This window comes from Paraburkholderia sp., assembly GCF_035501035.1.
Taxonomy (GTDB): Bacteria; Pseudomonadota; Gammaproteobacteria; order Burkholderiales; family Burkholderiaceae; genus Paraburkholderia.
Window position 1 is genome coordinate 1 of record NZ_DATJWR010000427.1, and the last position, 13,618, is coordinate 13,618.

Here is a 13,618-nt window from a genome sequence, read left to right on the forward strand (position 1 = left end):
CAGCCGCGTGGCGCATCCGCAGACCAACGGCAAGGAGGAGCGGTTTCACCGCACGCTGAAGGCCGAGGTGATCGCCGGGCGCCATTTCAGGGACCTGCCCAGCGCCCAGCAGGCGTTCGATGCGTGGCGCTCGGTCTACAACCATCAGCGCCCGCATCAGGCGCTGGACATGGCGACCCCGGTCACGCGCTATCGACCGAGTCCGCGCGCCTACCCCGAGATCCTGCCACCGATCGAGTACGGCCCAAACGACCACGTGCAGCGCGTAAAGTGGAACGGTGAACTACGCTTCAGGAACCGGCGATTCAAGGTATCGAACGCATTGCAGAACCTGCCCGTGGCCATCCGCGAGCGTGTCGGCGAAGAGAACTGCTACGACCTGTTTTTTGCGCATCACCGCTTCGGAACCATCAACCTGAACCAGCAGGAATGAGCGGATCATGTGTTACCCATGTCTCCGCACACCTGTTACCCATGTCTCCGGTCCATACACCGCTGCAAAGAAAAGTAGGTGCCGCCCCGCACAGGGGCAACCCAGGCAGACCGACGCGAATACAAGAAAAAGCCAAACCCGCCCCTCAATCCTCCATCCCAGCGAGCCGCGCAGCGGCCATCACCTCACGCTTGGTATCGAGAATATGCCGCTCGATCAGCGCCACCACTTCATCCACGGCGCGCCGCTTGCAGGCATCGACGATCGCATAGTGATCGCCTTGCACTTCCCCTTTTTCCGTATCGAGCGACATGCGCAAATGCGGATATCGATTCGTCGTACTAAGGCAATACTCCTCGATCATCTTGCGCAAGCGCACGTTGTTCGCGGGCGCGCACAGCGCGAGATGGAACTGGCGGTTGCACTCGGCCCACTCCGCGGGCGACGTAGCAGCGTCGTAGGCCGCGAGGATGCGCTTCATCACGTCGATGTCGCCGGCCACCATGTTCGGCACCGCCAGCTTCGCCGCGTAAGTCTCCAGCGCCGCGCGAATGTCGAGCAGCTCGCAGATCTCGCGCGTGGACATGGCAATCACCACCGCGCCGCGATTGAGCTGGTAACTCACGAGCCCTTCCGCCTCGAGCTGGCGCAGCGCCTCGCGCACGGGAATGCGGCTCGCGCCGAAGCGCTCCGCGAGGCTCTCCTGGCGCAATTGAGCGCCAGGCGCGAGCACGCCGCGCAGAATCTCGTCGCGCAGCTGGTCACGGATCGTTTGAGGCAGCGATCGCTGGTCTTCCTTGGCCTGCACTGTCGTCATGAGTTCGTGAGCGCCGGGCGGACGAGCGCCATCCGACGAAAAAGTGTTGTCGTCAATATTTTTGCCTGCCAGAATTGGATACAATCCATCTCGCCATGGATATTCTGCTTGGCGAAACGGATCCGCCAATCGTTCCGAACTGTGCCGTGTCCTTCTCTGGAGACCGTATGGGTTGTTGTAAACATCTGAAAACCAAGCAATTTTAGCGTATCCGCCGGGCCGTCCCGAGGCCGTTGCATGCGCAACGGTTCCAGGCGCATTTCCGCCGTCCGGCGGCCGGTTTCTTTTGATTCACCCCTGCGCAAAAAGGCACGCCGCGCGCTCCAAACGCGGTGCGGGCCCGGCTGCGCCCATGGAAAACGTAGACCACCGAGGAGAGAACCAGAATGAATCCAAGCAACCCAAGCCTGCGTCTGCGCGCCCCCTTCGTTCTTGCCGCCGTGGCGGCCCTGTGGAGCGCCAGCGCGCTCGCCCAGGCCACCGACGTCAAGATCGGCTTCGCCGCCCCCCTCACCGGCGGGCAGGCCCACTATGGGGCGGACTTCCGCAGCGGCGTCGAAATGGCGATCGAGGACGAAAACGCCACGAACCCGACCATCGGCGGCAAGCCCGTGCACTTCGTGCTCGACGCCTACGACGACCAGGCCGACCCGCGCACCGGCACGACCGTCGCGCAAAAGCTCGTGGACGACGGCGTATCCGCCGTGATCGGCCACTTCAACTCGGGCACCAGCATTCCGGCCGCGCCGATCTATGCGAAGGCCGGCATTCCCGAAATCGCCACGGCCACCGCGCCCACCTACACGCGCCAGGGTCTGCCCACCACGTTTCGCCTCGTCACGTCGGACGCGCAGCAAGGCAGCGTGCTCGGCGACTACGTCGTGAAGGACCTGAAGTTCAAGCGCTTCGCCGTGATCGACGACCGCACCGCCTACGGCCAGGGCGTGGCCGAGGAGTTCGCCCGCGCCGTGAAGGCGGCGGGCGGCACGGTGGTGGCTCAAGAGTTCACGAACGACAAGGCCGTGGACTTCCGCTCGATCCTCACGCACATCAAGTCGGCCGACGTCGACGCGATTTTCTACGGCGGAGCGGACACCCAGGCCGCGCCGATGCTCAAGCAGATGAAGTCGCTCGCGATCAAGGCCACGCTGATCGGCCCCGACATGGTCCACTCGGACGAGCTCATCAATATCGCGGGCCCGGCCGCCGAAGGCGCGCTCGCCTCGTCGGGCGGCAGCCCGCTCGACCAGATGCCGGGCGGCAAGACCTATGTCGAGCGCTACACGAAGCGCTTCAACAAGCCGGTCGAGCTGTACTCGCCGTACGCCTACGACGGCACGCGCGCCGTGTTCGCCGCCATGAAGAAGGCGAACTCGACCGATCCGCACATCTATCTCGCCTCGCTCAAGACGACCAGCATGAAAGGCGTGACGACGAACGATCTGGCCTACGACCAGTACGGCGACCTCAAGTACGGCGGCGTGACGGTCTACAAGGTCGTGAACGGCAAGTGGCAACCGCTCACGACGGTGGGCACGAAGTAAGCCGCTCCGCCCGGTAGGGTCTCCAAGGCAGCGCCGCTGCTGCGTCGCACCACGGCACGCGGCGCGGTCCGACGAATCCGCGCATCGCGCACAGGAACAGCCGGCGGTATCCGGCTGCGGCGCGCGAGGGCGAGCCCTCTTCTCCGCTCGCAGCCCCGCGCGCCGGGTTGACACGGGCTTTCGCGTTACGCGAAAGCCCGTTTTTTTCGTGCTTTTTTTGCGCAAAGGCAGGCCTTACGAACGACCTTCGAAAGCCTTTCGATACGCCTCGAAAAAACGAGCGTTCGGTTGTGCGACACGGAACCGAACTACAATGCAACCCGTACGATGCAATGCCGCATTGGCGCCCTGTTTGCCCTGAACATGTCCCGTTTTTCGAGAGTTATCCCTCTTTTGCCCGTCCCGCTTCGCTCAGCCGCCCTCGCCGCAGCCACGGTGGCGCTGGCAGCCGCGCTCGGCGCGTGCTCGTCGGCCAAGCCTGGGTTCCAGGAAGACCAGCTGCTGAGCAGCGCACCTAGTCAGTTCTCGCACAGCTTCAATTACGCGAGCGCCGATGCCTGCGAGGCGTCGCGCCGCGCGCTGCTGAGCCAGGGCTACATGACGACGTTGACGCGCAGCGACACCGTCGACGCCACGAAGAACTTCCAGCCCACGAGCGATCAGCACATCGCCGTGGAAGTGCACGTGGTCTGCACGGCCGGCGACGCGGCGAATTCGAGCATGGTCTACGTGAACGCCGTGCAGAACGGTTACGCGCTCAAGAAGAGCGATACCTCGGCGAGCGTGGGGCTCTCGATTCTGGGGTCGGTTTCGCTGCCAATCCGCTCGAACAGCGACGAGATGGTGAAGATTTCGAGCGAGACGATCCAGTCGGGCCCGTTCTACTCGAAGTTCTTCGATCTGGTGGGGCGCTATCTGAACGCCGTTGCGCGTAGCGAGCCCGTGCCGGGCAGCGGCGCGATCAAGATCACGCCGCTGCCGCCGACCATCGAGCCGGTCACGGCCACGGCGAGCGCCGTGCCCGCCGCGACCACGGTGGGATCGGCCGCGCCGGCCGCCGCCGTGGCGGCAGCGGCAACGGGGGCGGCCGTGATGCATGGCGAGGCGTCACCGCCCACGCCCGTGCTGACGGCACAACCGGCGGCGGCCATTGCCACCCCCGCGCCTGCCGCATCTGCTACGGTTGACCACTCCACAGCGGCTGCGGCGGCCATCATGGGCATGCCTGCGGTTCAGACGAACGCCCAGCCTGCGGCGCTGGCGGTGAGTGTGACCACTCACAATGCGGCAACGCCCGCTGCCGCCTCCACGCCGGCTGCGACGCCGGCGGGCGCGAGCGCCACTCCGGCCGGCACTGGAGCGTCAACCGGCCCGCGCGCCATGCAAACACTCGCTTCGGCGTCTGCCGCCAATGGCGCGGAAACGGCGATGGGCGCAACCGGGACGGTGAGCCCATCCGCCCCCGCAGGCACGCCAACCATGGCGCCGGCCGCATCGACCGCCAGCAGCACGACCACGCCTTAAGCGGCACCGCGCGCAGGCGTCGGCTTAACGCCAGGCGGCTTGCGCGCAAGCGCAAGCGCAAGCGCAAGCGCAAGCAAGCCAACGCCCGCCTGCGCGTCTAGCGCAAACCGGCCATCATCGCGCCCATCCCCACGAGCAGGCTGCCCATCAGCCGATTCACGGCTCGCAGGCGCCTCGGCCGCTGCAGCACGTGGCGCAACCGGTGCGAAAAGAGCGCCATCGAAGCCACCCCACCCGCAAACAGCAACGCGAACGTCGCCGCCAGCAGCAGGTATTGCCGGTTGGCGCTCCACGGCGCCTCGGCGCTGATGAACTGCGGAAAAAACGACGGAAAGAACAGCAAGGTCTTGGGATTGAGCCCCGAGGTCGCAAACCCGCGCCAAAACAAGGCATGCCGGGTCCCGCCATCGGCTTCGGACGGCGCCTGCACGCCGGCGAGCGACCGGCTGCGCCATTGCTTGCCGCCGAGCCACACGAGATAAGCCGCACCCAGCCAGCGCAAAATCGTAAGCGAATGCTCACTAATGAGCAGCAGCGAATTGAGGCACAGCGCGGTGAATACGAGTTGGAGCAGCACGGCGAGCGTGCCGCCCCAGACGCAGGGCAACGCGCCGCGCCAGCCGGCGTGGAGCGCCTGGCTCATCGTGAGCACGTTGACGGGACCGGGGGTATAGACGAGAACGAGCGCGGCGACGAGAAAGGACAGATACAGCTGGATCGACATCTTGTTGTTCTGCAGGGCGAGCAAGGGATGGGTTGTGCGTGCATGCCTCAATGCCCGACCGACGCGCCCACGTTCGATGGATGACGCAGCGTCGCGTTCGAGGGTGTGAGCGTCCGGCGGCCGCCGCGGTGAGCGGCAATAGGGCCCTGACGGGCCGCCGCGGCTCGTGGCTGCGGCGGCGCGCCCCGCGCCGGCCAGGTGGCCGGGCGGGTCGTGCCGGGCAAGAAGGCATGTCAGAAAATATACCGGCCAAAGGGTGGGATGGGCTTCCTGTTTTGGGGCAATAACCCCAATATTTCGGAACGTTCTTCCTCTAAAATACCCAGTCGCTTAACAGAATTCTTTTCGCCCATGGCCACCCGCGAACGCACCGCCCGTACGCTCGACAACCAGGACCGCAAGATCCTGAGCGCCCTGCAAAAAAACGCGCGCCTTTCGAACGCCGAACTGGCCGAGCAGGTAGGCATGTCCACCACCGCGTGCTGGAACCGCACGCGCCAGCTCGAAGCCGATGGCTATATCGACGGCTATGTCGCGCTCGTGAACCAGCAGAAGCTGGGCTATGCCGACATCGTGATTCTCGAAGTGACGCTCGACCGCCACGAAGACGACGCACTCGCGCGCTTCGGCGCGGCGCTCGCCGCCCTGCCCGAAGTGCTGGAGGCGTATCTCGTCTCCGGCGAGTACGACTACTGGATCAAGGTGGCGGTGGACGGCACCGCCGGCTACGAACGCTTTCTGCGCGAGAAGCTCTACCGGATCGCGGGCATTCGCCACAGCCGGTCGATGTTCGCGTTGCGCTGCATGAAGGATGTGCCGTCGATGCAGGTGTAATCGCTGTCATCGCCGCGCATCTTTTTAATTCGGTATCCGAATCAATTCCGCCGTTTCGTCACCGCGCAGGCGAACGCGCGCCGCACGCGCGCAGGATCAATCGCACCACCTCCTCGGTGCTCGCCTCGAACCCCGCCGCACTCAACGCGCGCTTGCCCGAAAGCGCGCGAATCTGGGCCTCGAAATCGGCATAGTGCTGCGTGGTCGCCCAGATCATGAAGAGCAGCGTCTTCGGATCGACGGGTGCAAGGAGCCCTTCGGCTATCCACCGCTCGATCAGCTTCACGCGCGTTTCCATCCACGGCTTCACGCGTTCGAGCAGGATGTCCTGCATATGCGTCGCGCCGCTGATGATCTCGTTGGCCCACACCTTCGAGCCTAGCGGCCTGCGCCGCGAGAGCGCCATCTTCGCGCGCACGTAGCCGCCAATCGCCTCCACCGGATCGTCGCTTGCATCGAAGGTGTCGGCGGCCGCGTTCCATTCTTCGAAGAGATCGTCGAGCACGCGCCAGTAGAGCGCCAGCTTGGTCGGGAAGTAGTAGTGCAGATTGGCCTTCGGCAAGCCCGCGCGCTCCGCGATCAGCGCCGTGCTCGCGCCTTCGAAGCCGCGCTCGGCGAACACGGCCTCGGCGCATGCGAGCAGATGCGATTCGTTCGACGCGCGAATCGAGGCCTTGCGGCGGCGTGGCTTGTGCGCTGCGTCACCCGCTTCTTCGGCGCGTGTGGCAGTGCGCATGGCGTGAACCGTGGCTCGCGTGGTCGTTTCGTCGTCGCGCATGGCGTTCGTTCCGTTCAGAAGTGAAAACGCTTCGCACGACTTCCGCGCGAATGCCGGCTTCATTGTAGTCAGGATGTAAGCGCCTCGCGCATACGCGAACCTCGGGGAAAACGCGTGGGCACATGTGTGCGCTTTCGCGCACCGCAGCATCGATGGCACGCTTCTCGCTCCGCCTCTCCCTCGTAACACCGCATTGAATTCGCGAAGTTTATCGGCTACAACCTGTCCAATCGGACAGGATTCGCAGAGCCGGATTTGGCGGTCCGGGAAATGCCGGCGAAGGCGTGCACCGCCGCGGCGCTTCGCGCCCCAGACCGCGGCATGGATGCACGTTTGACGAACACGAACAGGAGGAACACGCATGAACGCAGTAAGCGAAGCCGCGCTGACGACCGCGATCCACGTGAACGGCCAGCGTTTGTGGGACAGCCTGATGGAGATGGCGAAGATCGGCGCCACGCCCAAGGGCGGCGTGTGCCGCCTCGCCCTCACCGACCTCGACAAGGCGGGCCGCGACCTCATCGTGCAGTGGGCGAAGGAGGCGGGCTGCACCGTGAGCGTCGATCAGATGGGCAATGTGTTCATGCGCCGCGCGGGGCGCAACAACGACCTGCCACCCGTGATGACCGGCTCGCACGCCGATTCGCAACCCACAGGAGGCCGCTTCGACGGCATCTACGGTGTGCTGGGCGGCCTCGAAGTGATCCGCTCGCTCAACGACCACGGCATCCAGACCGAGCGCCCCGTCGAAACCGTGATCTGGACCAACGAGGAAGGCTCGCGCTTTGCGCCCGCCATGGTTGCCTCCGGCGTGTTCGCGGGCGTCTTCACGCTCGATTACGGGCTTTCGCGCAAGGACATCGAAGGCAAGACCATAGGGGAAGAACTGAAGCGCATTGGTTACGCGGGCGAGCTGCCGTGCGGCGGACGCAAGATTCACGCGGCGTTCGAGCTGCACATCGAGCAGGGGCCGATACTCGAAGCCGAAAACAAGACCATTGGCGTCGTCACCGACGCGCAGGGCCAACGCTGGTACGAAGTCGTGCTCACGGGCCAGGAAGCGCATGCGGGACCCACGCCCATGCCGCGCCGTCGCGACGCGCTGCTGGGCGCCTCGCGCGTCGTGCAGCTCGTGAATGAAATCGGCCTGCGCCACGCGCCGCTTGCCTGCGCGACGGTCGGCATGATGCAGGTGCACCCGAACTCGCGCAATGTGATTCCGGGGCGCGTGTTCTTCACCGTCGATTTTCGCCATCCGCAGGACGACGTGCTCGCGAAGATGGATGCCGAACTGCGTGAAGGCATTGCGAAGATCGCCGAACAAGGCAAGCTCGAAACCCAGGTCGAGCAAATTTTCTATTACGCACCGGTGCCGTTCGACAAGGCCTGCGTGAACTCCGTGCGCGCGGCGGCAGATCGCTTCGGTTACTCGAATCGCGACATCGTTTCGGGCGCGGGCCACGACGCCTGCTATCTCGCGACGGTCGCGCCAACCTCGATGGTGTTCGTGCCTTGCATCGACGGCATCAGCCACAACGAGATCGAGGACGCCACGATCGAATGGATCGAGGCGGGCGCGAACGTGCTGCTGCACGCCATGCTGGAGCGCGCGAGCGAGCCCGGCTAGCGCCTTTGACGCAAACGCAAGCGGCGTGAGAGCCACGCTGTCTTTCCTGCTTCCCCACGTACCGGCTGCGCCCGTAACGCACAGCCGGCGGACCCGTGTTTTGCCTCGCAAGGAGCATCCGGATGTCCCAACCCACTTCGAATGCCGCCAACGGCATCGCCGCCGGCCGTCTCACCGCCGAGCAACTCGGCTGCAACTTCGCTGATGTCGCGCCGCCGCTCTCCCCCAACGCGGCAGTCATCGCCGCCGACCGCTGCCACTACTGCTACGACGCGCCGTGCGTCGCGGCCTGCCCAACCGGTATCGACATTCCAGGCTTCATCCGCAAGATCGGCAACGGCAACCTCAAGGGCGCCGCGCGCGACATCCTGAGCGCGAACCCGCTGGGCGGCATGTGCGCGCGCGTGTGCCCAACCGAAATTCTCTGCGAAGGCGCTTGCGTGAGAAATCATCAGGATGGCGAAGCAGTTCAGATCGGTGCGCTCCAACGCCACGCTACCGACTTCCAGATGGCGCGCGATGCCGCCGGCGCCGCGCCGCTCTTCACACGCGCCAGCGAAACCGGCCGCCGCGTTGCCGTGGTGGGGGCGGGGCCGGCCGGTCTCGCCTGCGCGCACACGCTCGCGCTCGCCGGGCATCGCGTGAGCGTGTTCGATGCGCGCGAAAAGCCGGGCGGGCTCAACGAATACGGCATCGCGGCTTATAAGACCGTCGACGACTACGCGCAGCGCGAGGTGCAATGGCTGCTCTCCATCGGCGGAATCGAGATGCGTCAGGGCCAGCGCCTCGGCCTCGACGTCACGCTCATGCAGCTGCGCGCGGCGTATGACGCCGTGTTCGTCGGCGTGGGCCTCGGTGGCACGCACGCGCTCGGCATTGAAGGCGAGGCGCTCGAAGGCGTGCTCGATGCCGTCGATTTCATCGCGCACCTGCGCGCAGCCGGCGATCTCGCCACCCTGCCCGTCGGCCGCAAGGTGGTGGTGATCGGCGGCGGCAACACCGCGATCGACGCCGCGGTGCAAAGCCGCAAGCTGGGCGCGGAGCAGGTCACGCTCGCCTACCGCCGCGGCGCGGCGCAAATGAGCGCAACGTGGGCCGAGCAGGAATTCGCGCGCGCGCAAGGCGTGGCAATCGTCGAATGGACGAAGCCGCTGCGCATCACCGGCGAAACGCACGCGCAGGCCGTGGAATTCGAGCGCACCGCGCTCGACGCGAACGGCACATTGCGTGGCACCGGTGAAATCGTGCGCGTGGAAGCCGACATGGTGTTGAAGGCAATTGGGCAAAAGCTCTTGCCCGAAGGGCTGGACGGCTTGCAGCTCGCCGAAGGCGGCGCCCGTATCGCCGTGGATGCAAACGGCGCGACTTCCCTCGCGGGCGTGTTCGCGGGTGGCGATTGCGCGGGCCACGGGGCGACGGATCTCACGGTCCAGGCCGTGCAGGACGGCAAGCTCGCCGCGCGCGCGATCGACCGCTACCTCGCGAGTCTGTCCGTCAAAGCGGCCTGATCCCGCCGTGATTCTGGCGCAAAGCCCGCCGAAACCCGAAAACACGAACTGCACACAGGAGTTGCATCATGGCCGATCTGCGCTGCACGATTGCCGGTATTGAATCGCCCAACCCGTTCTGGCTCGCCTCCGCGCCGCCCACCGACAAGGCCTACAACGTCAACCGCGCCTTCGAGGCCGGCTGGGGCGGCGTGGTCTGGAAGACGCTCGGGCTCGACCCGCACGTGGTGAACGTGAGTTCGCGCTATGGCGCGACCACCTGGCGCGGCCAGCGCATTGCGGGGCTGAACAACATCGAGCTCATCACCGACCGGCCGCTCGACGCGAACCTCAAGGAAATCGCGCAGGTGAAGCGCGACTGGCCCGATCGCGCGCTCATCGTCTCGCTGATGGTGCCGTGCACCGAGCACGACTGGAAGTGGATCCTGCCGCAGGTGGAAGACACGGGCGCCGATGCGGTCGAACTCAACTTCGGCTGCCCCCACGGCATGAGCGAGCGCGGCATGGGCGCGGCCGTCGGGCAGGTGCCCGAGTACATCGAAATGGTCACGCGCTGGGTAAAGGAAGGCACGCGCCTGCCTTGCCTCGTGAAACTCACACCCAACGTCACCGACATTCGCCACGGCGCACGCGCGGCGATGAAGGGCGGCGCGGACGGCGTCTCGCTCATCAACACGATCAACTCGATCGTGGGTGTGGACCTCGACGCCATGGCGCCGCTGCCCACCGTGGATGGCAAGGGCACGCACGGCGGCTACTGCGGCCCCGCCGCGAAGCCCATTGCGCTGCACATGGTCGCGGAAATCGCGCGTGACCCGCAAACTCACGGCCTGCCTATTTCCGGCATCGGCGGCATTTCCGACTGGCGCGACGCGGCGGAATTCATCGTGCTGGGTGCGGGAAGCGTGCAGGTCTGCACCGCGGCGATGCATTACGGATTCCGAATCGTCAACGACATGATCGACGGCCTCTCCAACTGGATGGACGACAAGGGCTACGCGAACCTCGACGCCGTGCGCGGGCGCGCCGTGCCCAACGTCACCGACTGGCAATACCTGAACCTCAACTACGACATCAAGGCGCGCATCGATCAGGACCGCTGCATCCAGTGCGGGCTCTGCCATATCGCCTGCGAGGACACCTCGCATCAGGCCATCACCGCGATGCGTGAAGGCAAGCGCCACTTCGAGGTGGTCGATGCGAACTGCGTCGGGTGCAATTTATGCATGCACGTCTGCCCGGTCGACCAGTGCATCACGATGGAGCGCGTCGACTCGGGCAGCTACGCGAACTGGACCACGCACCCGAACAACCCGGCGCGCGTGGCCGCCCCCAAGGCCGCCTGATTCCCCAGAAAGACAACCGGACCGAACTCACGACAAGCCACGGAGAACCCGCACCATGAGCCACCCACTAGCAGGCGACGCCAGCGTACGCCGCGCCGAAAGCGAGCTATACAACGAGGACCTCGCGCCAACGGGCGTAGCGCAGCGTACGTGGCGCTGGTATCACTTCGCGGCGCTGTGGGTGGGCATGGTGATGAACATCGCCTCGTACATGCTCGCGGCCGGGCTCACCGAGCAGGGCATGTCGCCGTGGCAAGCCGTGCTTACGGTGCTGCTCGGCAACCTCATCGTGCTCGTACCGATGCTGCTGATCGGCCATGCGGGCGCGAAATACGGCATTCCCTATGCGGTGCTCGTGCGCTCGTCGTTCGGCACGCAGGGCGCGAAGCTGCCGGCCATGCTGCGCGCGATCGTGGCGTGCGGCTGGTACGGCATCCAGTCGTGGCTCGGCGGCAGCGCGATCTACACGCTCGCCAACATCCTCACGCACAACGCGCTCGTGGGCGACGCGCTGCCATTTCTCGGCATCTCGATCGGCCAGGGCGCGTGCTTCCTCGTTTTCTGGGTGCTGCAGCTCTACTTCATCCTGCACGGCACCGATTCGATCCGCTGGCTCGAAAGCTGGTCCGCGCCCATCAAGGTCGTGATGTGCGTGGTGCTCGTCTGGTGGGCCTGTTCGCGGGCGGGCGGCGTGGGCTCGATGCTTTCGCAACCTTCGCAATTCGTTGCGGGCGGCAAGAAGGCGGGCCTCTTCTGGGCGACATTCTGGCCAAGCCTCACGGCGATGGTGGGCTTCTGGGCCACGCTCGCGCTCAATATTCCCGACTTCACGCGCTTCGCGAAAACGCAAAAGGACCAGTTCGTCGGCCAGGCGATCGGCCTGCCCATTCCGATGGCGCTGCTTTCGGTGGTCTCCGTGGTCGTGACCTCGGCGACGGTGGTCATCTACGGCAAGGCGATCTGGGACCCCATCGACCTCACGAGCCGCATGGAAGGCGTTGGCGTGGGCATCGCGCTCGTCATCCTCACGCTCGACACGATGTGCTGCAATCTCGCCGCGAATCTCGTCGGGCCGGCCTACGACTTTTCGAGCCTGTGGCCCAAGGCCATTTCGTACAAGGCAGGCGGCCTCATTACCGCAGCCATCGCCATCGTGATGATGCCGTGGAAGATCCTCGCCACGACGCAGGGCTACATCTTCACCTGGCTCGTCGGCTATTCGGCGCTGCTTGGGCCCGTGGCCGGGATTCTGATCGTCGACTACTTCGTGATTCGCGGCGCGCGCCTCGACACGGCACAGCTCTTCGATGAAAACGGCGAATACGCCTACTCGAACGGCTGGAATCCGGCGGCCGTGATCGCGCTGCTCGCGGGCGTGCTGCCGAACCTGCCGGGCTTTCTCAACGTCGCGTTCCCGAACGCGTTTCCCTCCGTGCCCGAAGCATTCAAGGGCCTTTACACCTATGCGTGGTTCGTGGGGCTCGCCATTGCGGCGCTCGTCTACGGCGTGCTGATGAAGCTCGGTAAGAGCCGCCGCCCGAGCGTGGCGAGCGCGTGAGCCGTTCCAGCGTGGATTCATTCAACTGAAGGAGACATGGCACCATGGCGATCCTGATTCGAGGCGGCACCGTCGTCGACGCCGACAAGAGCTGGCGTGCGGACGTACTTTGCGAGCACGGCGTAATCCAGGCCGTCGGCGAGAACCTCGACGCGCCTGCAGGCGCGACCGTGGTCGATGCGGGCGGTCAATACGTGATGCCCGGCGGCATCGACCCTCACACGCACATGGAACTGCCCTTCATGGGCACGACCGCGAGCGACGACTTCTATACGGGCACGGCGGCGGGTCTCGCGGGCGGCACGACGTCGATCATCGACTTCGTCATCCCGAACCCGAAACAGCCGCTCATGGACGCCTTTCGCGAGTGGCGCGGCTGGGCCGAAAAGGCTGCAGCCGACTATGGCTTTCATGTGGCGGTGACGTGGTGGGATGAAAGCGTGCATCGCGACATGGGCCTGCTCGTGAACGATCACGGCGTGTCGAGCTTCAAGCACTTCATGGCGTACAAGAACGCCATCATGGCGGACGACGAAATTCTCGTGAACAGCTTCGCGCGCTCGCTCGAACTGGGCGCGCTGCCCACCGTGCATGCGGAAAACGGAGAACTCGTATTCCAGTTGCAACGTCAACTGCTCGCGCGCGGCTTTACGGGGCCGGAGGCGCATCCGCTGTCACGCCCGCCCGAGGTTGAAGGCGAGGCGGCGAATCGCGCGATCCGCATCGCGCAGGTTTTGGGCGTACCGGTGTACATCGTTCATGTCTCGGCGAAGGATGCGCTCGAAGCGATTGCCCGCGCGCGCAGCGAAGGGCAGCGCGTATTCGGCGAAGTGCTGGCGGGGCATCTCGTGATCGACGAGGCGGTCTATCGGGACCCCGACTGGACGCGCGCCGCCGCGCATGTGATGAGCCCGCCGTTCCGCAC

The 13,618-nt window shown here is 65.5% G+C and carries 12 protein-coding genes; 9 read left to right on the forward strand and 3 right to left on the reverse strand.

What is annotated here, in order from left to right; genetic code table 11:
- Positions 1-433: integrase core domain-containing protein (locus VMJ11_RS30380; RefSeq protein WP_325624550.1), on the forward strand; the 433-nt coding region annotated here is incomplete at its 5' end.
- A 145-nt stretch (positions 434-578) separates the two neighbouring features.
- On the opposite strand, the gene VMJ11_RS30385 is transcribed toward VMJ11_RS30380, so the two are convergent.
- A complete protein-coding gene (locus VMJ11_RS30385) occupies positions 579-1,250 on the reverse strand; it encodes a GntR family transcriptional regulator (protein WP_325624552.1) in 672 nt (223 codons plus the stop codon).
- A 386-nt stretch (positions 1,251-1,636) separates the two neighbouring features.
- On the opposite strand from VMJ11_RS30385, the gene VMJ11_RS30390 reads away from it, so the two are divergent.
- Together VMJ11_RS30390 and VMJ11_RS30395 are read left to right on the forward strand one after the other, a co-directional pair.
- The gene (locus VMJ11_RS30390) at positions 1,637-2,794 is read left to right on the forward strand and encodes a branched-chain amino acid ABC transporter substrate-binding protein (protein WP_325624554.1); all 1,158 of its coding nucleotides are present in this window, start codon (positions 1,637-1,639) and stop codon (positions 2,792-2,794) included.
- A gap of 435 nt (positions 2,795-3,229) precedes the next feature.
- On the forward strand, positions 3,230-4,318 hold the full coding sequence (locus VMJ11_RS30395) for a DUF2242 domain-containing protein (protein ID WP_325624556.1): 1,089 nt from the start codon (positions 3,230-3,232) through the stop codon (positions 4,316-4,318).
- A gap of 97 nt (positions 4,319-4,415) precedes the next feature.
- Here VMJ11_RS30395 and VMJ11_RS30400 read toward each other — a convergent pair whose 3' ends face one another.
- Positions 4,416-5,042: a LysE family translocator gene (locus VMJ11_RS30400; RefSeq protein ID WP_325624558.1), complete on the reverse strand. Its 627-nt coding sequence runs from the start codon at positions 5,040-5,042 to the stop codon at positions 4,416-4,418.
- Positions 5,043-5,393: 351 nt separating this feature from the next.
- Here VMJ11_RS30400 and VMJ11_RS30405 point away from each other — a divergent pair, with 351 nt between their 5' ends.
- Entirely contained in the window at positions 5,394-5,876 is a 483-nt protein-coding gene (locus VMJ11_RS30405) for an Lrp/AsnC family transcriptional regulator (RefSeq protein ID WP_325624559.1), read from the forward strand.
- A gap of 58 nt (positions 5,877-5,934) precedes the next feature.
- Here VMJ11_RS30405 and VMJ11_RS30410 read toward each other — a convergent pair whose 3' ends face one another.
- Positions 5,935-6,654, reverse strand: a complete 720-nt coding sequence (locus VMJ11_RS30410) for a TetR/AcrR family transcriptional regulator (RefSeq protein WP_414694517.1) — start codon at positions 6,652-6,654, stop codon at positions 5,935-5,937.
- 361 nt (positions 6,655-7,015) lie between these two features.
- On the opposite strand from VMJ11_RS30410, the gene VMJ11_RS30415 reads away from it, so the two are divergent.
- The 5 genes from VMJ11_RS30415 to VMJ11_RS30435 form a co-directional block, all read left to right on the forward strand.
- The gene (locus VMJ11_RS30415; protein ID WP_325624561.1) at positions 7,016-8,281 is read left to right on the forward strand and encodes a Zn-dependent hydrolase; all 1,266 of its coding nucleotides are present in this window, start codon (positions 7,016-7,018) and stop codon (positions 8,279-8,281) included.
- A gap of 122 nt (positions 8,282-8,403) precedes the next feature.
- A complete protein-coding gene (locus VMJ11_RS30420; protein WP_325624562.1) occupies positions 8,404-9,789 on the forward strand; it encodes an NAD(P)-dependent oxidoreductase in 1,386 nt (461 codons plus the stop codon).
- Positions 9,790-9,857: 68 nt separating this feature from the next.
- On the forward strand, positions 9,858-11,135 hold the full coding sequence (preA, locus tag VMJ11_RS30425; RefSeq protein ID WP_325624563.1) for an NAD-dependent dihydropyrimidine dehydrogenase subunit PreA: 1,278 nt from the start codon (positions 9,858-9,860) through the stop codon (positions 11,133-11,135).
- Between the two features lie 55 nt (positions 11,136-11,190).
- Positions 11,191-12,693: an NCS1 family nucleobase:cation symporter-1 gene (locus VMJ11_RS30430; RefSeq protein ID WP_325624565.1), complete on the forward strand. Its 1,503-nt coding sequence runs from the start codon at positions 11,191-11,193 to the stop codon at positions 12,691-12,693.
- 44 nt (positions 12,694-12,737) lie between these two features.
- Positions 12,738-13,618: amidohydrolase family protein (locus VMJ11_RS30435; RefSeq protein ID WP_325624567.1), on the forward strand; the 881-nt coding region annotated here is incomplete at its 3' end.

Excerpts from the sequence above, each read along its gene's own strand:
- VMJ11_RS30385 (WP_325624552.1), bottom strand. The coding sequence starts at position 1,250 with ATGACGACAGTGCAGGCCAAGGAAGACCAGCGATCGCTGCCTCAAACG.
- VMJ11_RS30390 (WP_325624554.1), top strand. The coding sequence starts at position 1,637 with ATGAATCCAAGCAACCCAAGCCTGCGTCTGCGCGCCCCCTTCGTTCTT.
- VMJ11_RS30400 (WP_325624558.1), bottom strand. The coding sequence starts at position 5,042 with ATGTCGATCCAGCTGTATCTGTCCTTTCTCGTCGCCGCGCTCGTTCTC.
- VMJ11_RS30405 (WP_325624559.1), top strand. The coding sequence starts at position 5,394 with ATGGCCACCCGCGAACGCACCGCCCGTACGCTCGACAACCAGGACCGC.
- VMJ11_RS30410 (WP_414694517.1), bottom strand. The coding sequence starts at position 6,654 with ATGCGCGACGACGAAACGACCACGCGAGCCACGGTTCACGCCATGCGC.
- VMJ11_RS30415 (WP_325624561.1), top strand. The coding sequence starts at position 7,016 with ATGAACGCAGTAAGCGAAGCCGCGCTGACGACCGCGATCCACGTGAAC.
- VMJ11_RS30420 (WP_325624562.1), top strand. The coding sequence starts at position 8,404 with ATGTCCCAACCCACTTCGAATGCCGCCAACGGCATCGCCGCCGGCCGT.
- preA (WP_325624563.1), top strand. The coding sequence starts at position 9,858 with ATGGCCGATCTGCGCTGCACGATTGCCGGTATTGAATCGCCCAACCCG.
- VMJ11_RS30430 (WP_325624565.1), top strand. The coding sequence starts at position 11,191 with ATGAGCCACCCACTAGCAGGCGACGCCAGCGTACGCCGCGCCGAAAGC.